Source organism: Flavobacterium sp. CG_23.5, from assembly GCF_017875765.1.
Classification (GTDB): domain Bacteria; phylum Bacteroidota; class Bacteroidia; order Flavobacteriales; family Flavobacteriaceae; genus Flavobacterium.
The window spans coordinates 2,144,778-2,171,210 of sequence record NZ_JAGGNA010000001.1; the positions used below are offsets into that span (position 1 = coordinate 2,144,778).

Below are 26,433 nucleotides of genomic sequence, written 5' to 3' on the forward strand. Positions count from 1 at the left end.
CGATAAAAATTTTATAATTTGTTAAATCATATTAGATTTAATAGTTGTTTAAGCCTGAATAAAAACTATTTAGACCGCTTTTTAGTAATTTGGTATTCTCGTTGCTTCTAATCTATTCGTTTTATTATAAAAAAAATCCCATTCGTTTAATCGAATGGGATCTAATTTTACATTTAAAATTTTGATTACCAAATTTTCACACGGCTTTCCGGCTCCACATACATGCCGTCTCCTTTTTTAATTCCAAAAGCTTTATAGAACTCATCTAAATTTTGAATTGGCACATAAGCACGATACATTCCTGGAGAATGCGGATCAGTTTTTACTTGACTTTTCAAAGCTTCATCACGCATTTTTGTACGCCAAACTGTAGTCCAAGAAATAAAGAAACGTTGTTCTGGTGTGTAGCCGTCGATTAACCCTGGATTTCCGTTTTCTTTCAGATACATCTGCAATCCATCGAAAGCAGCATTTACCCCACCTAGATCGCCTATGTTTTCCCCCAAAGTAAACTTCCCGTCCACGTGTATTCCAGGCAAAGGCTCTAAAGCGCTGTATTGATTAGCCAAAGAAGTTCCAAGGGCAGTAAATTGTTTCAAATCCTCTGCTGTCCACCAGTCCACTAGATTTCCATCTGCGTTGTATCGGGCACCGGAATCATCAAATCCATGAGAAATTTCGTGACCGATTACTGCTCCTATTCCACCATAATTCACAGCTTCATCCGCTTGGTAATTATAAAATGGAGGTTGCAAGATCGCTGCAGGGAAAACAATTTCGTTATAAGAAGGGTTATAATATGCATTTACGGTTTGTGGAGACATTCCCCATTCGGTTTTATCAACCGGTTGTTTAAGCTTCTCTAAGTCTTCTTGAAAATTCCAACGAGAAAGATTTTGTAGGTTTTCAAACAAACTTCCGCCATCCTGAGTACTAGTGATTTTTAAGGCTGAATAATCTTTCCATTTATCAGGATAACCAATTTTAATCGTAATCTTATTTAATTTTTCAATCGCTTTAACTTTCGTTTCTGCCGACATCCAAGTCAAATTGTTAATTCTGTTTTGGTACGCACGAATTACATTTTTAATCATTTTTTCTGCCTTTACTTTTGCTTCAGCAGGAAACATTTTCTCAACGTATAATTTCCCCAAGGCTTCACCTATAGTATTATTAACCGTTTGCAATGCGCGGTCTTCACGCGGTCTTTGTTTGATTGCGCCCGTTAATGTTTTACCATAAAAGTCAAAATTTGCCGATTCTATTTTAGTCGACAACTGACCGCTGGACTTATTAAGTAAAGACCATTTCAGATATTCTTTCCAGTCCGCCACTTTGTTTTCGGTAAAAACCGTTTGTAGCGCTTTCATGTATCTTGGCTGACTAACTATTATTGTATCTAATTTTGTGAAACCAATGCCAGAAAAATAATTTTGCCAATTGATTGCCGGAGTCATTTTCTGTAAATCAGCAACCGTCATTGGATTGTAAGACAATCTATCGTCTCTGCGTTCTACTCTATCCAATCTTGGTTTAGACAATGCAGTTTCCAATGCTAGAATTTTAGAGGCACTTTCTTTTGCTTTTGTTGGGTTTTCACCAATGAATTGTAACATTCTTTCCACGTGAAGCAGATATTTTGCTCTTTTCTCTTTAGAATCTTTATCCTCAGAAGAATAATAATCCTTATCCGGCAAACCTAATCTTCCTACACCAAGGGTAACGGAGTTCTTGTCACTGTTTTTTTCATCGGCACCAACACCGATACCAAAAAACCCAATACCTCCGATTGGTTCCATTTCAACTAAAAGTTTTTGTAAATCTTGAATGTTTTTTACTGCATCAATTTTTGCCAAATACGGTTTTAAAGGTTGGATTCCTTTTTTATCTCTAGCTACAGTATCCAAAACAGATTTGAAAAGATTTATCGCTTTTCCTTGATCCGTGTTGGATTTGTACATAGGATTTTTAGAAGCTTCGTTTAAGATGGCTAATGCATCTTTATCCGTTTTTTTAAGCAACTCATTAAAACTTCCCCATGAAGTTCTGTCACTTGGGATTTCCGTTTTGTCAAGCCAAGCTCCATTTACGAATCGGAAAAAATTATCACTTGATTTGACTTTCTTATCCATATTAGAAATATCAATTCCTGGATGCATTTTTACCGGAATATTTTGAGCATGACTTATTGTTAAACCAAATATTGTAGAAATCACAAAAAGTCGTGGTTTAGTGAAGTGTTTTTTCATTTTTTATTTGTTAATAATAGAATAACAAACTTAATTAATAATAAATTAAATTATAGTTAATTTTTTGTCCTATTGTGATTTTGTTAAATAAATAAAAAAAAGCCCTCCTTTTTGTATTTTTGCACCAAATCATTTTTATGAAAAGCATTTTCATTAAGTACCAAAAATTTTTTGGTGTTTTATTAGTATTCTCAATCATAACCATTTACTTGTTTTATGTAGCATTGAAACCTAGTAAATCCCTACCCATTTTCAATCCTTCTGATGTAAATCCTGAGTTGGTGGACAGCACAGTGCAATATATAAGCAAGTACCACACCATTGCTGATTTTTCTTTTGTAAACCAAAACGGAAAAACCATTACCCAAAAAGATTATGAAGGAAAAGTATATGTAGCTGATTTTTTCTTCACCACTTGCGGTTCCATATGTCCTAAGATGACCACTAATTTAGCCGAGGTTCAAAAAGCAATCGTAAACAATCCAAAAGTAATGTTGTTGTCACACACCGTTTTTCCTGAAACTGATAGTATTCCCGTTTTGAAAGCCTATGCGATAAAAAACGGAGTGATAGACAGTAAATGGAACTTGGTTACCGGAGATAAAAAAGAAATTTACACGATGGCAAGGAAATCGTATCTGGCTGTCAAATTAGGAAAACCAGAAGAATTGTATGACATGGTGCACACGGAGAATTTTGTTTTGGTTGATACTAAAAGGCGGGTTCGTGGTTTTTATGACGGAACTAAAAAAGAAGACATGAAACGCTTAATTGAAGACATTAATTTTTTGTGTACTGAATAAATAATCAGCGCAAACCCAACTGAAATTGCAGTTGAAAAGCATCAAACTAAACTAATTAACGATTTCAAAATTTACATAAAAAAATTACAAAAATGATAATTATCATTTGTAATGGTATTAAAATATGTACTTTTGCAATCTTAATTCAATCTAAATAAGATTTGCGCACTACGATACATTCTCTCAAAAAAGGTGAAAAAGCCATTATCAAGGATTTTGATATTGATGCCGTCCCATTGAAACTTTTGGAAATGGGTTGTTTGCCTGGAAATATGGTGGAATTACTTCAGATTGCTCCTTTTGGAGATCCCTTATATTTAGACATCAATGGTTCCCATGTCGCTATACGTATCGAAACAGCATGTGAAATTGAAGTTGAAATAATTAGAAATAGCTTATAATGACGAATCAAAATATCAATGTGGCTTTAATAGGAAACCCTAATGTTGGGAAAACTTCCGTTTTTAATCAGTTGACCGGTCTAAATCAACAAGTGGGGAATTACCCTGGAATTACAGTCGAAAAAAAGATTGGATTTTGCAAATTGCCAAATAACGTAAAAGCAAATATTTTAGATTTACCAGGTACCTATAGTCTCAACGCCAGTTCAATTGACGAAAATGTGGTAATTGAACTTTTACTAAATAAAAACGACAAATTATATCCTGATGTAGCTCTTGTAGTTACCGATGTAGAAAATTTGAAACGTAACTTATTGCTTTTTACCCAAATAAAAGATTTAGAAATTCCTACCATATTAGTTATCAATATGGCAGATAGAATGACCTATAAAGGGATTACATTAGACATTCATTATCTGGAGGAACATCTAAAAACGAAAATCGCATTGATTAGTTCCAGAAAAGGTTTTGGAATCGACGCCTTAAAAAAATTGATTGTTAGCTATAAAACAATTTCCACGGAACCTTGTTTAAATGCATCAAGCATTGATTTTGAATATTTTAATACACTTCGCAAAACATTTCCCAATCAATTGCTATATAAATTGTGGTTAGTAATTACTCAGGATGTGAATTTCTTAAATTTAGATAGAAATGAAATTCGAAGTTCATTTACTAAATCCCATTCAGACTTAAAGCGTTTGCAACAAAAAGAAACCATAAAACGCTATCAGTTTATTAATGATGTACTCAAAGAAGGCTTGAAAATTGACAGTACAGTGGCCAAAGATTTTCGTTCTAAACTAGACCGCGTTCTGACGCACAAAGTTTGGGGATATGTAATTTTCTTTTTGATTTTATTTGTCATTTTCCAATCTATTTTTGAATGGTCAAAAATTCCAATGGATTTTATTGACACTACGTTCGCTTCATTAAGTTCCTTAGCTGCCGAAAAATTACCATCTGGAGTATTAACTAATTTAATCTCGCAGGGAATTATTCCAGGTATTGGAGGAATTTTAATCTTTATTCCGCAAATTGCTTTTCTGTTTATGTTTATTTCCATTCTTGAAGAGAGCGGTTATATGAGTAGAGTGGTTTTCCTGATGGACAAAATCATGCGAAAATTTGGTTTATCCGGTAAAAGTGTGGTGCCCCTTATCTCGGGAACAGCCTGCGCAATTCCTGCGATTATGGCAACTAGAAATATAGAAAACTGGAAAGAAAGGCTCATCACCATTCTTGTAACCCCATTCACAACCTGTTCTGCTAGGTTACCGGTTTATGCAATTATTATTGGATTGGTAATTCCTGACGAACGTTTTTTGGGGATTATAAATATGCAAGGAATGACCTTGATGTTTTTGTATCTTTTGGGTTTTGGAATGGCAATATTTTCGGCTTATATTTTAAATAAAATCTTGAAAATAAAAGGAAAAACCTACTTCGTTGTTGAAATGCCCAACTACAAATTACCGCTTTTCAAAAACGTAGGAATTAATGTTATTGAAAAAACCAAAGCATTTGTTTTTGGAGCTGGTAAGATCATTTTAGCTATTTCAATTGTTTTGTGGTTTTTAGCCTCCTACGGTCCCGGCGAAAACTTCAATAAGGCAGAAACCATTGTTGTAGAAAAAACAAAAGAAAAGCCATTATCTAAAACTGATTTTCAAAATGCAGTGGCTTCCCAAAAACTGGAAAACTCTTATATTGGTTTAATGGGAAAAACCATTGAACCTGCTATTTCTCCATTGGGTTACGACTGGAAAATAGGAATTGCCATTATCAGTTCGTTTGCCGCCAGAGAGGTATTTGTGGGTACATTAGCCACGATTTACAGTGTGGGTGGAAGCGATAGTGAAGTCACCATAAAAAACAAAATGGCTGCCGAAATTAATCCCGAAACAGGGAATAAAATCTTCAATTTTGCTTCTGGAATATCATTGTTGTTATTCTATGCTTTCGCTATGCAATGCGCCAGTACACTTGCCATCACCAAAAAAGAAACTAATACTTGGAAGTGGCCTGTAGGACAATTAATTTTCATGAGCGGCTTCGCCTATGTTGTTGCTTTGATTGCGTACCAAATTCTAAAATAACAGTTTATGTATCAAGAAATCATAGCCTTCGTTTTACTAGCAATTGCGCTTGCTTTTTTACTTAGAAAATTCTTTTTCAAAAAGAAAAAATCTGATAAAAACTGCGGAGAGGATGATTGTGGTTGTCATTAAATAAAATCGGACTAAATTTTTCTTCTAATAAAAAAATCATTCCTAAATTTAAGTTAATTACTTTTTATTAACTAAATTTACATAGTAAAAAAATTGCTTTTTCGGCTTACAATCAGTCGTTTGCACTTTTTTAAATATCAAAAGAATGGCTTCCGATTTGTACTTCAATCTAAGGGCTTTTTAAAGTAATTTCACGTTTACTACTTTGCAAACAATTGAAATTACGCGACTTTTATGTATTGGTAATCGGTATAAGATTGGACAATCGTCGTAATTTTTAATGCAAAATAAGACAACTACCCTTATGACTACTTAATTATTTATTTCATTGACTACTTTTTCACGAACAGCATGTACTAAGTAATCAGATAGAAACTTCATACAATTATAATGTTGCAATTGATTTTATACCAATCAAGAACCAATATCAACTAATTATGAAAAAGTTTACCTTAATATTATTTCTGCTAAACGTCACGCTTCTTTTTGCTCAAAAAGAAATCTCTGGTTTTGTATTTGATAATGCTGGCACTCCTTTGTCAGGGGTCAACATCACTGAGAAAGGAACAACCAACAGTGTTTCAACTGATATCAATGGAGCTTACATAATCAATATTAAAGAAGGGGCAATTTTAGTCTTTAGTTATTCAGGGCTTTCTAAACAAGAACACACTACTACTGATCCCATTCTAAATGTTTTTTTATCTGAAGAAGGCAGTGGACAAAACCATGATGAATTTATTGTTACAGGAACAAGAGCTGCACCCAGAAGTAACACAACAACAACACTCCCTATTGACATATTATCATCTAAAGAATTAACTTCAACTGGACAAGCTACTATTGATAAAGCATTACAATACAAAATCCCCTCTTTTAACACCGTTCAAACACCAGTAAGTGACGCTACCTCATTACTTGACCCATACGAATTTAGAAATATGGGTCCCAGTAGAACTTTAATCCTTATTAACGGAAAACGGAAAAACTTAAGTGCCCTCCTTTATGTTCAAACTTCTCCGGGGCGCGGGGAAACCGGTGTTGATATTTCTGCAATACCAATTGATGCTATCGAAAGAGTAGAAATACTTCGTGATGGTGCATCGGCTCAATATGGTTCGGATGCGATTGCAGGTGTAATGAATATTATTTTAAAAACGAACACTGACGATGGCGCAGCAACTCTAAGGACGGGTATCACGGCTAAAGGCGATGGTGAAATGCTAAGCTTGAGTTTGAACAATGGATCTACCGTCGGTACCAAAGGCTTTGTAAATTATACTTTAGATTTCTCAAAAGTAAACTTGGCAAGCAGACCTGGAAAAATAGATGCAGAAGGAGATTTCAATGATTTTGTTTCCATATCCCCTACTAAACCATCAAGCTACGTGAACAATGACAATACGCTTGGCGGTACTAGTGTAACAGGAATGAATGAGACTCAACTTAATACTGTTTTTGAAGGATACAAAGGTTCCGCAGATTATAATGCAAAATTAGCTACCATCAATCAAGGAAATATATTGGGAAGACAAGCCGTAGATGCATTTTTAAAGGAAAAACCAGATGGAGGAAACATCAACGGTTCTCCTGAAACAGTAGCTGCTAAATTCTTAGTGAATGGAGGATTTATATTATCTGATGAAACTCAAATGTATTACAATGCTATGTATGTGTACAAAAAAGTGAACTCTTTTGCAAATTACAGAACTCCTTATTGGAGGTCAATAAAAAACCCTTTTGAAAATAGCACTATCCCAAATTGGAGCGTCTCATCAGTTTATCCTATGTATTTAAAGGATTTCTTTGGTGACGGAACAGCAGCTTCTTATAAAGGTTATCTTCCAACATTTAATGGCGATTTAAACGATTATAATGCCACCTGGGGTTTTAAATTTATAAAAAATGGATGGAATACCGACGCAAGTATAACCGTTGGGGGGAATTCACAAACCTACACGGTAGAAAACTCTCAAAATCGATCTGCCATTAAAGATTCTAATGGAGTTAATCTTTACCAAGAAAATAGTCCGCTATTTTTCAAACCTGGAGGAGTTTCGTTCAACCACATTGTGGGTAACTTAGATATTTCTAAGGTATTATCAGATAAAATAAGCGTTGGTTTTGGTTCTGAGGTGAGAACAGAAACATTTGAAATTATTGAAGGAGATAAAGCATCATGGGACGGAGAAGGTGCAGATTCATTTTCAGGCAACAGACCAGAAAACTCAGGCCAATGGAATCGTTATAATTTAGGCGGATACTTCGACTTAGCTTATGATTTCAACAAAGATTTCTTAGTAAATGGCACGGTTCGCTATGAATATTACAGCGATTTTGGCCCAGCAACGGTTTGGAAATTAAGTTCCAGATATAAATTTTACAATGACAAAATTACTCTGAGAGGTTCCCTTTCTACAGGATTCAGAGCACCAACATTACGCCAAATTTATACTCAAAAATCACAATATTCCTTCGTGGCAGGCCAAGGAATTCAAGTTGATGGGTTAATTAATAATATTTCGTCACAGGCACGTATTTTAGGCGTCCCCAAATTAGACCCAGAAAAATCACTTAACATAACTGTAGGAATAGGAGCCAGACCTTTAAAAAAATTTAATTTCACTGTAGATTATTACAACATTAAGGTAAAGGATCGAATCATTTTGGGGGATAAGGTCGAGACACAGTTTGGTAGCGTTGCCTGGTTTGAAAACTCATTCGATTCAAGAACTTCCGGTTTAGATTTAGTAATGAATTATGGTATTATAAAATTAGGAAATGGGGAATTAGGATTCAATTTATCAGGAAACGTGACTTTCGAAAACAAGCGAATTTCACCAGTGGCAAGAGACAATTTTGGAGCAACATTTGACGCTTTAATGTTTACATCAAGACCTAAAACAAAATGGATTTTGGGCACAAACTACAAAATTAAAAAATTTGATTTATCCCTTAATAATACTTTTTTTGGAAAAACGACATTCAAACAAAGCGGTTTAGATTCTAATTTAAGAACTGAGTTTACCCCAAAAATAGTTACTGATTTAGGAATTAATTATCTCGCGACAAACAAATTAACGCTAGCTCTTTACATCAACAATTTATTAAATGTATTGCCAGAATGGAAATTCAAGGCAGAGAACGCAGCCGGAACTGCAATTTTGAATGATCCAACGCAGGTAAAATCACAATTTAACTTGGTTACATTCAATGGTCGCTATTCGCAAATGACCTATGCAGGATTTCACTTCAGTCAATTAGGAACTATGTTTAATTTATCTTTAAACTATAAATTTTGACTTGATTCATAGTCAAAGAAAATAAATTCTTCTTTCTTTTTAAAGCATTCAAAAATTAGAAGGTATTAAAATAAAAAATTAGAAGGTTTTGAAAAAAATTGAATAAGACTAAACTTTTCTTAAAATAAAATATAGCTCCCTTTGCAGAGAACAAATTAATTTTTATTAACTAAATTTACATAACAAATAAAATGTTAGTTTACTTAAAATCAATTATTTATAATTTAATTTTTTCAAAATAAAACTTCGGATTTGGACATTAATGTAAGATGTGTTTTGAAAATAATTTCAGATTTTTCATCTTAAAACCTTTCCGTCGACTGGTGTAAAATTGTACAAACGCTATAATTTTTTTAGGATACCAAGAATTGATTATTTGGCAAATACCACGTTATTTTTTTAAGTTATTCAAAAATCCAGACAGCAAAAGCATTGTTTAAAAATAAGATAAATGGCAATTAAAAACATCATATTATTTTTGGCAGTAATCATTATTCTTACGGGGGCAAATCCAATATTAGCCCAAGAGAATGATGGCCCTAAAGATTATGCGCTGAAAGCTGATTTTCTTTATCGTTTTAGAGATTATGTATATTGGAAAAACAGCACTAAGAACCAAATATTTAAGATTGCAATTCTGGAAGGGAGTCCAATCACTGCTTCATTGCTTGATATTGCTAAAAGCAAAAAGGTTGAAGTAAAGGAGTATAAAAGCCTGAATGAAGTAGGTTTTTGTAATATTCTATTTGTTCCGTACAACTGTAGTATTCCTATTGAAACGATTCTTTCGACATTTTCAGGTAAGCCAATATTAATTGTAACGGAACATAATGGCTACGGGAAAAAAGGAGCACATATGAATTTTGTTATGCTCGACACCAAATTAAAATTCGAAGTAAATCTAAAAGCAATAAATAAAGCTGGAATTGGTGTTAGCTCGTTCTTACTGCAACACGCAATTATTGTCCAATAATAGTATCTAATTATAAACAAAATGATTAATCCCCGCAACATCTCCATAAAAAACAAACTCGTGCTAATGCAAGTTTTTACCTCTGCGTTAGTGTTAGGACTTTGTATTACCGCTTTTGTGTTAATCGATATTAAAGGATTCAAAGACCGGAAAGTGATGAGTTCTAATGGAATTGCGCAAGTAGTGGGTTTCAATAGTGTTTCTGCACTTGAGTTTTTGGATAATAATGCCGCAAAAAAAATTCTGTCTGAATTAGCAGTACAAACTGATATTCTAAATGCTAGCATACTCGATAACAAAGGAAAAGTTTTTGCATCCTATGCAAGACGAGGATCCGATTCAAATTTCCAGTTTAGCATTCCAACAATGGATCAAAAAAATTTCTTGTTTACTAATCAAAATCTTTTTGTGTACAATAAAATTAAAAAGAATAAAGAAACGATAGGATACGTTGGTATCCGCTTCGAGCTATCGGAATTGAATAAAATTAAAATGGATGTTTTACGTCTAGGTATAGTGTTATTATTAGTTGGAACCGGACTTGCGTTTTTAATTGCCATAATGATTAAAAAATATATCTCAAAACCGTTGATGGACTTGGTATCGGTGATGCAAAATGTGAAGGATAGCGGTGATTATAAAATCCGTATCGCGGTTGAAGGTAAAGATGAAATCAGCACACTTTCATTGGGACTGAATAATATGTTGGAAAATATTGAAAAAAGAGACAATGAAGTCGCACAATCCAAAGAACAATTAAATAAACAAAACATCCTTTTGCAATCTGTTATACAAAATATGGGCGATGGATTAATTGTTGTTGATGAAAACAAAAAATTCATTCTTTGGAACGCAGCTGGTGAAAAAATAATGGGAATCGGTGCCATGGATATTCCTTATGAAAAATGGGCTGAAATCTACGGCTTCTTTTTACCTGATACCAAAACAATTTTTAATACCAATGAGCTGCCTTTAGTAAAAGCATTAAACGGTGAAGACGTAGATAATCTGGAAATGTTTATTCGAAATTATAAAAAACCCGACGGTCTTTTTGTGAATGCAACTGCACGACCACTAAAAAATTCATCGGGAGGAATAGCCGGTGGGGTTCTTGTTATTCATGATATTACTGAACGAAAAAATTCCGAAAACGTGATTCAAAAACTAAATGAAGAACTGGAACAAAAAGTAATAGAACGTACAGCACAATTAGCAGAAGCCATTGAAACCCTTCGCAAAAGCGAAGAAAAATATCGCGAAATAGTGGAAAATGTTGGTGATGTAGTCCACACTTCTGATTTTCAAGGTTATTTTACGTACATCAATCCTGCTTGCAAAAAACTGACCGGTTACACCCAAGATGAGTTATTGGGGAAACATTTTTCAATGCTAGTTGCTCCGGAGTGGAAAGACCGGGTCGCTGAATTCTATTTAAATCAATTTAAAAACAAAATAGATGAAACACTTTTTTCATTTCCTATTATTACCAAATTAGGAGAACAAAAATGGGTAGAACAAACCGTAATGCAATTACGAGAAGGAAATAAAATAACCGGACATAAATCAATTATAAGAGATATTACCGAGAGGAAAGCCGCCGAACAGAAATTAAAAGAAAGTGAGGAACAATTGCAAACCATTTTTAATGAAGCACCAGATGCGTTAATTGTAATAAATACGGAGGGTAACATCATGAGATGGAATCCTCAGGCCGAAAAAATATTTGGATGGACATTCGCTGAGGTTGCAGGAAAACCTATGCAAACTTTAATTATTTCTGAACAGTTTAGAGAAAATCTTAAAAAAGGTCTAGAAAATTTCCTTGTATCAGGCGAGAGATCGGTTTTTAATACAATAGAAATCACAGCCCTTAACAAAAAAAATGTTGAGTTCGAGATTGAGTTAACAGTGTCTCCAGCTACTATTTTAGGTAAGTATATCTTCATTGCTTTTATCAAAGACATTTCATTAAGAAAAAAAATGGAAAATGAAAAAATAGAAGCCGAAAAAGTAGTGCGCCTTAATGAACTAAAACTGAAATTAATTCTGGAAAATATTGGAGAAGGAATTATTGTTACTGATAACCAAAAAAGAATTGTTTTATCCAATCACATGGCCGAAGAAATAATAGGAATAAAGCAAGATTCAGCAAACCCCACTACCCTTGATTGGTCCGCTAAATACGAATTATATTACCCCGACGAAAAAACCGTTTTCCCAGCTCAAAACCTCCCGCTGGAAAAAGCATTAAAAGGCGAATCAACTGATGATGTTGAAATTATAATAGCCGATTTTGAGTCTAAAACTAAAAAAAGGGTCATAATTAGTGGTAGACCAATAGTAGATGAAAATAACTATGTTATCGCCGCAGTGGCAAATATAAAAGACATTACTTATTACAAAGAACTGGAAGTTGCATTAGAGGAAAGTGAACAGAAATACCGAAAATTAATTGGCTTTAAAAGCGATAAAAAATAGCGCAATAATTTCTAAGTCATTCCTTATTTGACAAACCCAATTTTTAGGTACGGCTCCTTTGCATTAATCTTAACTCCTTTTTTTGGATAAGGAAAAACACTAACGCTTTTTAAGTTTTTTTGTTTTTCTGGCAAATAATTGGCCAACCATTTTAAATTTTCTTGTTCATTTTTCATCGAAAAAACCATCGTATTATCCTCAACTAACTTTGAATCTTTATATACCGATATAATCGCAGAAGCTTCACCCGCCCAGATACAATTTAGTCCTTCGGGACAGCGGGAATCACTCACCACTTGCTTTAAAACTAGTTGGTATCCTTTCTTATTTGCACACTTTTTCTGAATGATTTTTAGGTATTTGATATTTTCCTTTACTGGACTTTGTGCAAATGTCAGAGTACTGAAAACGAGTAGAAATAACAGAAACGACTTTTTCATATTTAATAATTTTTTATAATAGTTCTTTCAAAGATAGGACCAAATTTATTAATTTAACTTCACAAAAAGATTGCTTGCAATTTTGTGGGATATTGTCAAATCTTTATGGTCCACTTTTATCTTCAATGACAAGTCAAAACTTTCTTTCCCAATAATTTCAATTTTAGAGCCCAAAGAAATTTCCTGTTTGTCTAAATATTTAAGAAATTCTGACGAAGTGTCTTTTACGCCAACACATATTCCGCATTGGTTCTCCGCTAATTCCGAAAGCAGCTGTTTTTCTATTTTAATAATTCGCCCGTTAACATCCGGAATGGGGTCTCCGTGCGGATCTTCGGTTGGATTCCCCAGAAAATCATCCAGTTTGTTGATGAGTTTTTCAGATTTTATGTGTTCTAATTGTTCTGCGATATCATGAACCTCATCCCAAGAAAAATCTAACTTTTCAACTAGAAAAACCTCCCAGAGACGGTGTTTTCTGACAATCATTTTTGCAGATAGTTTCCCTTTTTCGGTTAGGGATACACCTTGATATTTTTTATAATGAACCAAATCTTTCTCGGCAAGTTTCTTAAGCATGTCAGTCACTGACGAAGCTTTGGTTTCCATTTTTTCGGCAATGGCATTGGTGCTTATTTCTGAATCTGAAATAATCGTTAGATGATATATGGTTTTAAGATAATTTTCTTCTGAAAAGGTCATAGGGAAGAGTATTAAGTATTTTGAATTAAGTATTGAGAAAACGGAAAATATTGCTGGTTAGAAATAATCCAATTCTCGACTCCCTCGCCTTGGGAGAGGGTTGGGATAAGGAAATTTAATTTTTCACAATAAGTAACGGAATGGAAATTTTATGACGCAATTTATCGACAGTAGTTCCAAAAATCAAATCTTTGAATCCAGTGTGGCCGTGCGTTCCCATGACCAAAACGTCGAAATTCCCTTCATTGATAATGTTGGAAATCACTTTATTTGGTTTACCAAATCCCAATTTTATTTCCACTTTAAATCCTTTTTCCGAAAGCATTTCTCTGTATTCATTCAGTAATTTCTCGTCTATCAAAGTTTCATGATCATCAATATTTTCGCCATAAACCATCGCTCCTACCGTTTCTACCACATGAATTAAGGTGTATTTTGCTTCTATTCCGCCTAACTCAAAAGCGTTATTTAACGCCACCTCATCTGCACTGGAGAAATCTACGGAGACCGCAATATTCTTTTTAGTATAACTTCCCGTTTTAGAAAATTGCAGTTTTAAACTATGTGGTGAATGATTTTGAATATCAATTTTTGCTTTGGAAATAAAAGGCTTGAACACAATATAAAGCAACAAAATCAAGAAACTTATGGCTAAGGGAACCACCGTTAGCCACAGCAATAGCGGATTTTCGGAAGTTTCAAGCCAACCAGTTATTTCATCAAAAACTAGTTTGGCATTTAGTGAAACAATAATTGTTGCTATAATCCAGGAAGCGATTTGGGTAATTCTCCCGATATGAAATCCTTTCATTTTTGATTTATCACTTACAAAATGAATCAACGGAATAATGGCAAAACCCAATTGTAAACTCAAGATAACCTGACTCAAAATCAATAGTTTTCCTGTGACACTTTCTCCATAGATAGTAATTACAATAACGGCAGGAATAATGGCAATTAACCGGGTTATGATTCTTCGAACCCACGGCTGAATACGTAAATTAAGATACCCCTCCATTACAATTTGACCGGCAAGCGTCCCCGTAATAGTAGAACTTTGTCCGGCAGCAATCAAGGCGACTGCAAATAATATAGGTGCAAATTTGCTTCCTAAAAGCGGCTCCAGAAAGCGGTGGGCATCTTGAATTTCGGCCACTTCAAACATGCCATTTTTATAAAATGTGGCTGCAGCCAAGATCAAAATAGCTGCATTTACCAAAAAAGCTAAGTTTAAAGCAATGGTAGAATCGATGAAGTTATATTTCAAAGCTTGTTTAATCCCAGCGGTAGTTCTCTCGAATTTTCTGGTTTGCACCAAAGAAGAATGCAAGTATAAATTGTGCGGCATAACTGTAGCTCCAATAATTCCTATAGCGATATACAAAGCCGTTTCATTAGGCATAGAAGGAATTAATCCAAACAACACTTTATCCAGTTCCGGCTGCGCAAAAATCATTTCAAAAATAAAAGAAAATCCAATGATAGCAACCAATACAATGATAAAAGCTTCCATTTTTCGGATGCCTTTGTTAATCAAAAACAGCAACAAGAAAGTATCTAAAACGGTAATTAACACGCCTTCAATCAACGGAATATCAAACAGTAAATTGATCCCAATTGCCATTCCTAAAACCTCGGCAAGATCACAGGCCGCGATAGCAATTTCCGCAAGGAAATACAATATATAATTGATAAATGGCGAATAGGTTTCCCGTGAGGCTTGCGCCAAATCACGTTGCGTAACAATCCCCAAACGGGCACTCAAGCTTTGCAGCAACAAAGCCATAATATTGCTCATCAATAATACCCAAAGCAAGGCATACCCAAACTGGCTTCCGCCCGCAATATCTGTTGCCCAGTTTCCAGGATCCATATAACCAACACTAATTAAATAGGCCGGCCCAAAAAAAGCAAGGATTTTTCGGAATACCGATTTCTTGTTTAGTGTGGTTACTGATCCGTGAACTTCTTCCAACGATTTTCCCATGATGTATATTTTTCGAAACAAATATAATAATAAATTTTTATATGCAAAATATATTTTTTAGTTTTGTCTAAATATTTATTTATACATAATGAAAATTCATAAACTACTATTAATCAAAATGTTGCTTTTTTTCAACATTGCATTTTCGCAAGATTTGCCTTCCATTCAAACGGATAGACCTGATCAAACCGAGTGTCCCTTTATAGTTCCAAAGAATTATTTCCAAATGGAAAATGGCTTTTCTTACGAAAAAACTAATGCTAATTCTAATGAGATTGTCGCGCCAACAATCTTGACTCGTTTTGGAATAAATGATCACTTTGAGTTGCGATTAATCACTGAATATGTCATTGACAAAGTCAATTCCGAAAAGACTTCTGGTTTAACTCCCGTTTTCATAGGTTTCAAAACTCGACTTTTCGAAGAAAAAGGAATTATTCCAACGACATCTTTTATCGCGCATATTTCAATCCCAAAGTTTGCTTCAAAAAGTTTTAAAACCCCTTTTTATGCTCCTGAATTTCGATTCACCATGCAACACACCCTGTCCGACAAACAATCATTAAGTTACAATATAGGTGCTGAATGGAATGGCGAAACAGCAGAACCAACCTTTATTTACACCCTGACAAGCGGTTATTCGTTCACGGAAAAAATAGGAGGCTATTTTGAGTTATACGGTTTTGTTCCGCAAATTGAAAAACCAGACCATCGATGCGACGCTGGATTAACTTATCTATTTAACCCAAACCATCAATTGGATATTTCCGGTGGCATTGGTTTTTCTAAAACATCGCCAAAATATTATTTTGCTTTAGGTTATTCTCTTCGATTCAAAATCTGATTTTAATTCTTTATAAATTGACTATTTTTGATGAAAATTGCAATCAATCTAAATGAAACACTTCGATTTTATTTTCACGGGAACCGGTTTATCTGCTTTGATGACTGTATATAAAATGGTGCAATCCGGTAAATTTTATGATAAAAGTATTTTGTTATTGGATGAAAACACTAAAAAAGCCAACGACAGAACTTGGTGTTTTTGGACAAAAGAAGAAGTGATTTGGGAGAAATCTATATCCAAAAAATGGGATGTGGCTTTGTTTGCCAATGAAAATTTCAAGCGTGATTTGGATTTAAAACCGTATAAATACAACATGGTGAAGGGCTTGGATTTTTACACACAAGTATTTGATTTGATTTCGAAACAAGGAAACATCACTTTCATCCACCAAAAAGTAACCGAAATTGAAGAATCCGACAATTTAATTCTGATAGAAACTGATTCTGAAAGTTTTTCCTGTTCCAAATTATTTAACAGTATTTACAACAAACAAAAAGTTGAAAATCAGTCCAAATATCCTGTTTTGCAACAGCATTTTATTGGTTGGTTTATAAAAAGTGAACAAGCTGTTTTTAATCCTGAAGAAGCGACATTCATGGATTTTTCGGTTGAACAAAAAGGGAACACCCGTTTTATGTATGTTTTGCCAACGTCGAAGACCGAAGCTTTATTGGAATACACGCTCTTTTCGCACAAGCATTTAGAAAAGTCAGAATACGAAAACGAAATCAAAAAATACATTGAAAAACTAGGGATTAACAATTACGAAATCATGGAAAAAGAACAAGGTAGTATTCCTATGACATGTTATCCTTTTTGGAAACTCAACACCAAAAACGTCATTAATATTGGTACTTCCGGTGGTTGGACTAAAGCGAGTACCGGATACACTTTCAAAAACTCTGATAAAAAATCCACTGAATTGGTTTCATTCCTTCAAACGGAAACTGACTTCACGAAGTTTCATAAAAAAACCAAATTCTGGTTCTACGACTTATTACTTTTAGATATTTTAGATCGTAAAAATGAATTGGGCTCTTCTATTTTTTCCTCCATGTTCAAAAAAGGGAATCCAACCTTAATTTTTAAATTCTTAGACGAGGAAACCACTTTTATAGAAGATATTAAAGTAATTTTAAAATGCCCTAAAATGTTATTTATTAAAGCTATTTTTCATGTTGTTTTCAAAAAATAAAAAACAATCCAACTATAACAAAACTTTATAGTTCAAATAAATTTGTTGGTTTTAAACTTTGTAACTTTGCAACTTGAGATTATAAATTTTAAAATAAAAAATATGTATCCAGAAGAAATGGTAAAACCAATGCGTGCTGAACTATCTGACGCAGGTTTTCAAGAATTACATACGGCTGAATCAGTTGAAAACGCAATAAAATCTGAAGGAACTACTCTTGTAGTGGTTAATTCGGTTTGCGGTTGTGCGGCAAGGAATGCACGTCCGGGAGCAAAAATGAGTTTGGAAAACGCTAAAAAACCTGACCATATGGTAACGGTTTTTGCTGGTGTTGATAAAGAAGCTGTAGATGCCGCTAGAGGATTTATGTTTCCTTTTCCTCCATCATCTCCAAGTATCGCATTGTTTAAAGACGGTGAATTAGTTCATATGTTAGAGCGTCATCACATTGAAGGTCGCCCAGCTGAATTGATTGCTGAGAATCTAAAAGACGCTTTCAACGAATACTGTTAATCCAGTAAAAATCAAACTAAAACCATCAGCTTATGTTGATGGTTTTTTTATATCTGCTTTTAAGATTTTTTATAAAAATCAAACAGCCGTATCGCCCCCTTTTCTAAAACCGATTAATTGCCGGTATTTCAACTCTGTTTCTTTCAATTCTTGTTCCAGTTGTTTGTATTTACTGATGTCCTTAATGGTCACAACTGCCGCAACTACTTTATTGTTTTGATCAACTAGGGGTCTGCCACTAATAAGAACCCGTTTTTTTTCCTGCGCAACCGGATTCCAAAGAACGACTTCAACATCATCTGTTATTTCACCGTTCAACGCACGCTCCATTGGTAAATTTTGAGAAGGAAATATCGTTTTTTCATCAGGAAAGTACAATTCGAAATGGTCCGTCAAATGAGATGATATTTTTTCATCTTCTTCGATTCCAAAAATTTCATTGGCCATATCATTAGCCAAAACTATTTTTTTATCTGCATTGGCAACAATAACACCTTCTCCAATATTTTCCACTATTAATCTTAATTTCTCCTCATTTTCATAAAGATCATCTATCGCTGTTTTCTCTTCTTCTTCTAATTTAACTAGTTCTGTAACATCCCGCGCCACAGAATAGAAAACACCTTGCTGCACATCCATATTGCTATTCCAGTCCAGCCATTTATAGGATCCGTCTTTACAAATAAATCGAGTTCTAAAATTGACAACCGGTGATCCTGTGAGGTGTTTTGTCAACACCTCGTCAGCATATTTCCTGTCATCAGGGTGAATTAAATCCATAAATTTCAATCGGTCCATATCCTCTTGATTATACCCGAGTGTTTTAGTGAAAGCTTGATTAATTTTAATAAAATGTTCACCCTTGGCTACTGTAAGAATGTCGAATGCCATATTAAAAAACATATTCGCTATTTTCAAGGTTTCTTCATTTTGAATTTTTTCGGTTACATCTCTAGCAACAGCATACATTATTCCCGTCTGCATATCTATTGTACCGGACCATTCCAACCATTTATAAGATCCATCTTTACAAATTGCCCTAGCTCTAAAATTCAACATAGGCTCCCCTTTCTTCAATCTTTCGACTGCCGCAATAGAAGATTTTAAATCATCCGGATGAGTAAAAGACAGAAACGTCTTTTTATTCATGTCATTTTGGTCAAAGCCAAGAGTTCTTGTGAAAGCCGGATTTACTTTTATAAAATAATCACCCTTGGCAACAACAAGCAATTCATAGGACATCTTAAAAAAATTTTCGGCTTCCATTAACGATTTTTCACTTTCTTTTAATGCGGTAATGTCACGGGCAACAGCATATAAAAGCCCACTTGCAACATCTGGATACACTGACCACAAAATCCATTTTATTGATCCATCTTTACAGATATATCGGTTTTCAAATTTTATCGATGGAGCTCCTGCTTGCAGTTTAACCACCTCATTTTTGGTAGATTCAATATCATCAGGATACACATACGCAAGAAAAGGCTGGCTCAACAATTCTTCTTCCGAATAGCCTAAAATTTTACTGACTGCGGTGTTTATTTTTATAAATTTATCCTTGGACGCGATAATCATCATGTCTAAGGACATATTGAAGAATTTATCCGCCGCTTTAAATGATTCATCTAATTGTTTTCGATCCGAAATATCAGTAAAAATTCCTCCAAGAGCATATACCCTTCCTTTTGAATCGAACAAAGGGAATTTTACGGCGATGTAAGTATGCAAACCATCTTGCTGTTGAATCGTCTCCTCTGTTTTTAATTCTTTGAGCGCTTTGACAGCTTCAAAATCGGAATTTCGATAAGCATCAGCTACAGTCGCGGGAAGAAAATCATAATCTGTTTTGCCTATTATTTCCTCATTAGAAATCTTAAATAAAGACTCGAATTGTTTATTAATCAATATGTACTCGCCATTTATTTTTTTTATAAAAATAGGACTAGTGGTATTGTCAATTATGGACTGCAAAAGCTGTTTGTTTTCAAGAAGTAAATTCTGTGATATGTTTTTGGCGTTCAATTGCGCACGAATAATAAAATACACGATAATTAATAAAACAAAAGAGAGAACAAATAAGGAAAGTTCAATCCAATCCAATCTGGAATTCATTTCTTTATTTTTTTCGTTGTTCAGCCGTGAAACAAAAATCCAACCTGATACAAAAACAACAAGTAAGTTAATCACGAACCCAAGGAATATTCGCTTTTCAAAGGAGATTTTCATAGCTCAAAATTTTTAAATTCAACATCTGAAAAGGGTAGCAAAAATAAACTTACACATTTGAAAGTTAATCAATTATATTTACTTTTCAAATAGAATTGTAAGATATTATCTTAGAGAAAATCAACAAGAAAAAGAAACGATTTACTCAAATTCACCACGGGTTCTAAATGACTTTTTCCAACCAATAATTACTTTTTTTATTTGGAGCTAATCCTGCTGTCATTCCAATCTATGCTAAAAAGCATAGGATTTTCCCTCCCATCAGGGCTAAAAATTTAGACTATCGACAACTTTGCAACTCAGCTACTTTTTTTCTACTTTTGCAAAAATAATTTTCTCAACTTAAAACTGTTTATAGCATGCAACTGTATAACACCTTAAGCGCAGAAGAAAGAGTCATCATGATCGATGATGCCGGAAAGCAAAGATTAACTTTGTCTTTCTATGCTTATGCGCAAATTCAAAATCCAACACAATTTCGTAACGAATTATTTCTGGCGTGGAATCCTCTCGAGGTTCTAGGTCGAATATATGTAGCCAGTGAGGGAATCAATGCCCAATTATCACTTCCCGCAGATAATTTCTATGCGTTCAAAGATTCCATCGAAGCCTATGATTTCATGAAAGGCATTCGGTTGAATATTGCCGTGGAGCATGACGATCATTCTTTCTTAAAACTTACTGTAAAAGTTCGCGATAAAATTGTTGCCGATGGTTTGGTTGACGAAACTTTTGATGTTACTAATATTGGAATTCACTTAAAAGCAAAGGAATTCAACGAATTACTGGAAGATCCAAATACGATTGTGGTCGATATGCGTAATCATTATGAAAGCGAAATTGGACATTTTACCAAAGCTATAAAACCAGATGTAGATACCTTTCGCGAAAGCTTACCTATCATAGAAGAACAACTTTCGGAACACAAACAAGACAAAAAATTATTGATGTATTGCACCGGAGGAATTCGTTGCGAGAAAGCCAGCGCTTATTTCAAACACAAAGGTTTTGAAAATGTTTACCAACTAGAAGGCGGAATTATCGAATACACGAGACAAGTAAAAGCTGAACGGTTGGAAAGTAAATTCATAGGTAAAAACTTTGTTTTTGATCACCGCTTGGGCGAAAGAATTACAGATGATATTGTGTCTCAATGCCACCAATGCGGCAAACCGTGCGACGTGCATACCAATTGTGTGAACGAAGGTTGTCATTTACTTTTCATCCAATGCGAGGAATGTAAAACTGCAATGGAAGGCTGTTGTTCTCAAGAATGTGTGGGTATAATTCATCTTCCGGAAGACGAACAAAAAGCCATTCGCAGAGGTATTAAAAATGGCAATATGATTTTCAAAAAAGGAAAATCAGATGTGCTGACTTTCAAAAATAATGAAGAAACTCATGGCATTTTTGTTGCAGAGAAACCGAAAAAAGCCATAAAAAAAGAACAAAAAGTTAAGAAAATGTACATCGGAAAAGGAACTCATTTTTTTCCAAAACCAAGTATTGGACAATTCCTTATTGAAGATGACGAAATCAAAATTGGCGACAAAATATTAATCAAAGGTTCCACAACTGGAGAACAGGAAATGATTATCGATGCTATGTTTGTTAATGAAGTGGCTGCAGAAAAAGCAGTTTCAGGAGATACTTGCACTTTCAAATTACCGTTTAGAATTCGTTTGTCTGATAAATTGTATAAAATTTTAGAAGCATAAATGTAAACAATTACCAAAATTTTAATTCATGATAATTTTCAAAATTTGTAAGAAAAAATTCTTTTAAAATACTTAGGAAATTGAAGTTAAAAATTAGAAATCAACCCATTACGGATTCAATCGTAATGGGTTTTTTTTATAAAAAATTTATGATTATTTGGCATTTTCAATCATTGTAACTTAAAACTAAAAAATGCTATCTTTACACATTAATCTTTTTAAGAACTTAAGTTGCAATTATCGCAACACTACATATAAAATTATGGCATGTACAAGTTGTTCAACTTCTGATGGTGGTGCACCTAAGGGTTGTAAAAATAATGGGACTTGCGGCACCGATAGCTGCAACAAATTAACGGTTTTCGACTGGCTTTCTAATATGAGTTTGCCTAATGGTGAAGCGCCTTTCGACTGTGTTGAAGTACGTTTTAAAAACGGAAGAAAAGAGTTTTACCGCAATACGGAAAAGTTAACTTTAAGTATGGGAGACATTGTAGCTACGGTTGCTTCTCCTGGACATGATATAGGAATTGTTACTCTTACGGGCGAATTGGTTCGGATTCAAATGAAGAAAAAAGGAGTAAATCCTACGAGCAACGAAGTTCCAAAAATCTACAGAAAAGCATCCCAAAAAGATATCGATATCTGGTCGACTGCTCGAGATAAAGAAGAACCAATGAAAGTTAGAGCGCGTGAATTAGCGATTGCTCAAAAACTAGAAATGAAAATTTCTGACATTGAATTTCAAGGAGATGGTTCCAAAGCTACTTTTTATTATACGGCAAATGACCGAATTGACTTTCGTGCTTTAATTAAAGATTTCGCAAAAGAATTCAGTACCAGAATCGAGATGAAACAAGTTGGTTTCCGTCAGGAAGCAGCACGTTTAGGAGGAATTGGTTCTTGCGGAAGAGAATTATGCTGTTCTACTTGGCTAACGGATTTTAGAAGTGTAAATACCTCAGCAGCCCGTTACCAACAATTGTCATTGAATCCACAAAAACTAGCTGGACAATGCGGTAAATTAAAATGCTGCTTGAACTATGAACTAGATACTTATATGGATGCTTTGAAAGGTTTTCCTGATTTTGAAACAAAATTGGTGACTGAAAAAGGAGATGCCATTTGCCAAAAACAAGATATTTTCAAAGGACTAATGTGGTTTGCTTATACTAACAATTTTGCGAATTGGCATGTGTTGAAAATCGAACAAGTCAAAGAAATTATTGCTGAAAACAAGTTGAAAAACAAAGTTTCCTCTTTGGAGGATTTTGCTATAGAAATTGTTGTGGAGCCAGAGAAAAACTTCAACAATGCTATGGGGCAAGAGAGTTTAACTCGTTTTGACCAACCAAAAGCAAAGAAAAAACAAAACAAAAAACGCAAACCGGGTGGGGAAAATATAATTGTAGCAAATAATAACAATACTATTAATCCTTCGAATAATAATAACAATACCATTAAGCCTGCAAATAATAAACCCAACAATAACAACAGACAAAATCCTGTGGACAAAAAGCCTGTTGAACCAAGAAAACCTATAATTATTACTAAAAATGTGGATAAAAAATAGCGCTTTACTTCTTTTGGTTGTAATCCTCTCTTCTTCATGCGACAAAAAAAGAGTTTTTGACGAGTACAAATCTGTTGGAAGTGCTTGGCATAAAGACAGTATTGTTACTTTCGATCTGCCGGAATTAGATTCAACAAAAAGATATAATTTGTTTGTCAATTTGAGAGATAATAACAGTTATAAATACAACAATCTGTTTTTAATTGTTTCCATCGAAAAACAAAATGGTTTTACAAAAGTGGATACGCTTGAATACCAAATGGCAAATCCAGACGGGTCTTTGCTAGGTGATGGTTTTTCGGACATAAAAGAAAGTAAACTCGTTTACAAGGAAAATGAACAATTTAAAGGAAAGTATAAAGTTCATATAAAACAAGCCGTTCGAGAAACTGGAAAAGTTCCCGGCGTGAAGCTTTTAGATGGAATTACAGAAGTTGGTTTTAGAATAGAAAAAAAAGATTAAAATATTATTATGGCTATCAAGAAAAACAACAATCAGGCTAAAAACATAGAGAGAGATGCAAACTATTATAAAAAGAAATTTTGGAAAATTTTCTTTTATGCATTAGGTTCTATCGCATTATTTTTCTTATTCGCCTCATGGGGACTTTTGGGTTCAATGCCTTCTTTTGAAGATTTAGAGAATCCAGATTCCAATTTAGCTACAGAAATCATCTCTTCTGATGGAGTGGTTTTGGGGAAATATTTCGAAAAAAATAGGTCTCAATTAAAATATGCTGATTTACCGAAAAACTTGGTCCAAGCTCTGGTAGCAACAGAAGATGCTCGTTTTTATGAGCATTCCGGTATAGATGGAAGAGGGACTTTGAGAGCAATTGCAAGTGTAGGAACAAGCGGTGGAGCGAGTACATTAACCCAACAACTTGCCAAGCAATTGTTTCACGGTGAAGGTTCTAAGTTTTTACCTTTTAGAATTGTGCAAAAAGTAAAAGAATGGATTATTGCCATTAGACTGGAAAGACAATACACCAAAAACGAAATAATCGCGATGTACTGCAATGTTTATGATTTTGGAAACAATTCTGTAGGGGTTAGCTCCGCTGCAAAAACTTATTTTTCAAAAGAACCAAAGGATTTAACCATTGACGAGTCGGCAATATTAGTTGGAATGTTCAAAAACTCTGGATTATACAATCCTGTTAGAAATCCAGAAGGGGTAAAAAACCGCAGAAACGTAGTGCTTTTGCAAATGGAAAAAGGAAATATCATTACAGAAGATCAAAAAGTAAAATTACAAAGTTTACCTATCGTCTTGCATTTTAAATTAGAAACCCATAAAGACGGAACGGCTACTTATTTTAGAGAATACCTGCGCGATTACATGAAAAAATGGGTAGAAGAAAATAAAAAACCGGATGGTTCTGATTATGATATTTATAAAGACGGATTAAAAATATACACTACCATAGATTCCAGAATGCAATTACATGCCGAAGAAGCGGTTGCGGCACACATGGCAAACCTTCAACAGCAATTTTTCATTGAAGCAAAAAGAAATAAAAACGCTCCTTTTGTAAATATTTCTACTAAAGAAACGGAACGAATTCTGAATCAGGCGATGAAATCTTCACACCGTTGGGAAGTTATGAAATCACAAGATAAAAGCGATGATGAAATTGTAAAATCGTTCAACGAAAAAACAAAAATGACGGTCTTTTCTTGGAAAGGAGAAAGAGATACTATCATGACTCCTTTGGATTCGATCCGTTATTACAAACATTTTTTACAGTCTGGATTGATGGCGATGGAACCACAAACGGGTAACATAAAAGCTTGGGTTGGGGGAATTAACTACAAATATTTTCAGTACGATCACGTAGGGCAAGGTGCAAGACAAGTAGGTTCAACTTTCAAACCATTTGTTTATGCTACAGCCATCGAACAATTGAATATGTCACCTTGTGATTCCATTATAGATTCACCATTTACAATTCCTGTTGGACGTCATCACGTGACCGAATCTTGGACACCCAAAAACTCCAATAACAGATATGTGGGAATGGTAACTTTAAAAAGAGCTTTAGCCAATTCTATCAACACCATTTCAGCAAAATTAATGGATAAAGTAGGTCCTGAAGCAGTGGTAGAATTAACCCATAAACTAGGGGTGAAATCTGAAATCCCTTTACAACCATCCATAGCATTGGGAGCTGTTGAAATCACCGTTGAAGATATGGTTGCCGCTTACAGTACTTTCGCTAATCAAGGGGTTTACACGAAACCACAATTTCTAAGCCGCATCGAAGATAAAAGTGGTACCATAATCTACGAACCTATTCCTGAGTCTCATGATGTTTTAAATAAAGATATCGCTTTTGCAGTAATAAAATTACTTGAAGGTGTAACCGAGGGAGGTTCTGGTGACCGTTTACGCACCACTTATGGAGGAGACGGAGACAATCGCTGGACTGGTTATCCATATCAGTTCCGAAATCCAATCGCAGGTAAAACAGGAACAACACAAAACCAGTCCGATGGTTGGTTTATGGGAATGGTTCCTAATCTTGTGACCGGTGTTTGGGTAGGCTGCGAAGATCGTTCGGCCCGCTTCAAAAGCATTACTTATGGACAAGGAGCAACTGCCGCATTGCCGGTTTGGGCGTATTTTATGAAACTTTGTTATGCAGATTCAGGTCTTAAGGTTTCCAAAGAAAATTTTAACAGGCCGCCTAATCTTTCCATAAAGGTAGATTGTTATTCTGCCCCAAAAGTAAAAGACACTACTGATATACAACAAGACACAGGAGAATTCGAATTGTAGAAATTTTATT

19 protein-coding genes are annotated in these 26,433 nt (G+C 34.4%); 14 read left to right on the forward strand and 5 right to left on the reverse strand.

All coding sequences use genetic code 11. The features are described from left to right. Nucleotides 1–185: 185 nt before the first annotated feature. Nucleotides 186–2,249, reverse strand: a complete 2,064-nt coding sequence (locus H4V97_RS09185; protein WP_209549538.1) for a M13 family metallopeptidase — start codon at nucleotides 2,247–2,249, stop codon at nucleotides 186–188. 137 nt (nucleotides 2,250–2,386) lie between these two features. Here H4V97_RS09185 and H4V97_RS09190 point away from each other — a divergent pair, with 137 nt between their 5' ends. The 7 genes from H4V97_RS09190 to H4V97_RS09220 all read left to right on the forward strand — a co-directional run bounded on the left by H4V97_RS09190 (nucleotide 2,387) and on the right by H4V97_RS09220 (nucleotide 12,437). After that, nucleotides 2,387–3,052, forward strand: coding sequence for an SCO family protein (locus H4V97_RS09190; RefSeq protein WP_209549539.1), 666 nt, complete (start codon nucleotides 2,387–2,389; stop codon nucleotides 3,050–3,052). A 161-nt stretch (nucleotides 3,053–3,213) separates the two neighbouring features. Continuing rightward, a complete protein-coding gene (locus H4V97_RS09195) occupies nucleotides 3,214–3,453 on the forward strand; it encodes a ferrous iron transport protein A (RefSeq protein ID WP_196848740.1) in 240 nt (79 codons plus the stop codon). Continuing rightward, on the forward strand, nucleotides 3,453–5,552 hold the full coding sequence (gene feoB, locus H4V97_RS09200; protein ID WP_209549540.1) for a ferrous iron transport protein B: 2,100 nt from the start codon (nucleotides 3,453–3,455) through the stop codon (nucleotides 5,550–5,552). The genes H4V97_RS09195 and feoB overlap by 1 nt, the downstream gene beginning before the upstream one ends. A 6-nt stretch (nucleotides 5,553–5,558) precedes the next feature. Then, complete coding sequence (locus H4V97_RS09205) at nucleotides 5,559–5,684, forward strand: FeoB-associated Cys-rich membrane protein (protein ID WP_209549541.1); 126 nt, start codon at nucleotides 5,559–5,561, stop codon at nucleotides 5,682–5,684. Nucleotides 5,685–6,121: 437 nt separating this feature from the next. Beyond that, complete coding sequence (locus H4V97_RS09210; protein ID WP_209549542.1) at nucleotides 6,122–8,986, forward strand: TonB-dependent receptor domain-containing protein; 2,865 nt, start codon at nucleotides 6,122–6,124, stop codon at nucleotides 8,984–8,986. Between the two features lie 451 nt (nucleotides 8,987–9,437). Next, nucleotides 9,438–9,959, forward strand: a complete 522-nt coding sequence (locus H4V97_RS09215) for a YfiR family protein (protein ID WP_196848736.1) — start codon at nucleotides 9,438–9,440, stop codon at nucleotides 9,957–9,959. Nucleotides 9,960–10,025: 66 nt separating this feature from the next. Then, nucleotides 10,026–12,437 (forward strand): PAS domain S-box protein, encoded by a 2,412-nt coding sequence (locus H4V97_RS09220; protein WP_209549543.1) that lies wholly within the window; start codon nucleotides 10,026–10,028, stop codon nucleotides 12,435–12,437. Between the two features lie 23 nt (nucleotides 12,438–12,460). Here H4V97_RS09220 and H4V97_RS09225 read toward each other — a convergent pair whose 3' ends face one another. The 3 genes from H4V97_RS09225 to H4V97_RS09235 all read right to left on the reverse strand — a co-directional run bounded on the left by H4V97_RS09225 (nucleotide 12,461) and on the right by H4V97_RS09235 (nucleotide 15,566). Next, on the reverse strand, nucleotides 12,461–12,877 hold the full coding sequence (locus H4V97_RS09225; RefSeq protein ID WP_209549544.1) for a hypothetical protein: 417 nt from the start codon (nucleotides 12,875–12,877) through the stop codon (nucleotides 12,461–12,463). 48 nt (nucleotides 12,878–12,925) lie between these two features. Beyond that, the gene (locus H4V97_RS09230; protein ID WP_196848732.1) at nucleotides 12,926–13,579 is read right to left on the reverse strand and encodes a metal-dependent transcriptional regulator; all 654 of its coding nucleotides are present in this window, start codon (nucleotides 13,577–13,579) and stop codon (nucleotides 12,926–12,928) included. 115 nt (nucleotides 13,580–13,694) lie between these two features. Beyond that, nucleotides 13,695–15,566 (reverse strand): Nramp family divalent metal transporter, encoded by a 1,872-nt coding sequence (locus H4V97_RS09235; protein ID WP_196848731.1) that lies wholly within the window; start codon nucleotides 15,564–15,566, stop codon nucleotides 13,695–13,697. Nucleotides 15,567–15,654: 88 nt separating this feature from the next. On the opposite strand from H4V97_RS09235, the gene H4V97_RS09240 reads away from it, so the two are divergent. The 3 genes from H4V97_RS09240 to H4V97_RS09250 all read left to right on the forward strand — a co-directional run bounded on the left by H4V97_RS09240 (nucleotide 15,655) and on the right by H4V97_RS09250 (nucleotide 18,121). Continuing rightward, entirely contained in the window at nucleotides 15,655–16,410 is a 756-nt protein-coding gene (locus H4V97_RS09240) for a transporter (RefSeq protein WP_196848730.1), read from the forward strand. Nucleotides 16,411–16,462: 52 nt separating this feature from the next. Continuing rightward, complete coding sequence (locus H4V97_RS09245) at nucleotides 16,463–17,608, forward strand: lycopene cyclase family protein (RefSeq protein WP_196848729.1); 1,146 nt, start codon at nucleotides 16,463–16,465, stop codon at nucleotides 17,606–17,608. Between the two features lie 102 nt (nucleotides 17,609–17,710). Next, nucleotides 17,711–18,121, forward strand: a complete 411-nt coding sequence (locus H4V97_RS09250; protein WP_196848728.1) for a BrxA/BrxB family bacilliredoxin — start codon at nucleotides 17,711–17,713, stop codon at nucleotides 18,119–18,121. 78 nt (nucleotides 18,122–18,199) lie between these two features. Here H4V97_RS09250 and H4V97_RS09255 read toward each other — a convergent pair whose 3' ends face one another. Further along, nucleotides 18,200–20,350, reverse strand: coding sequence for a PAS domain S-box protein (locus tag H4V97_RS09255; RefSeq protein ID WP_196848727.1), 2,151 nt, complete (start codon nucleotides 20,348–20,350; stop codon nucleotides 18,200–18,202). A gap of 359 nt (nucleotides 20,351–20,709) precedes the next feature. Between H4V97_RS09255 and H4V97_RS09260 the strand changes: the two genes are divergently transcribed. The 4 genes from H4V97_RS09260 (at nucleotide 20,710) to H4V97_RS09275 (ending at nucleotide 26,423) form a co-directional block, all read left to right on the forward strand. After that, nucleotides 20,710–22,068, forward strand: coding sequence for a rhodanese-related sulfurtransferase (locus H4V97_RS09260; protein WP_209549545.1), 1,359 nt, complete (start codon nucleotides 20,710–20,712; stop codon nucleotides 22,066–22,068). A gap of 262 nt (nucleotides 22,069–22,330) precedes the next feature. Further along, nucleotides 22,331–23,641, forward strand: coding sequence for a stage 0 sporulation family protein (locus H4V97_RS09265; RefSeq protein ID WP_209549546.1), 1,311 nt, complete (start codon nucleotides 22,331–22,333; stop codon nucleotides 23,639–23,641). After that, nucleotides 23,625–24,104, forward strand: coding sequence for a gliding motility lipoprotein GldH (locus tag H4V97_RS09270; RefSeq protein ID WP_209549547.1), 480 nt, complete (start codon nucleotides 23,625–23,627; stop codon nucleotides 24,102–24,104). The genes H4V97_RS09265 and H4V97_RS09270 overlap by 17 nt, the downstream gene beginning before the upstream one ends. Before the next feature lie 9 nt (nucleotides 24,105–24,113). Further along, nucleotides 24,114–26,423 (forward strand): penicillin-binding protein 1A, encoded by a 2,310-nt coding sequence (locus H4V97_RS09275; protein ID WP_209549548.1) that lies wholly within the window; start codon nucleotides 24,114–24,116, stop codon nucleotides 26,421–26,423. Nucleotides 26,424–26,433: the final 10 nt, after the last annotated feature.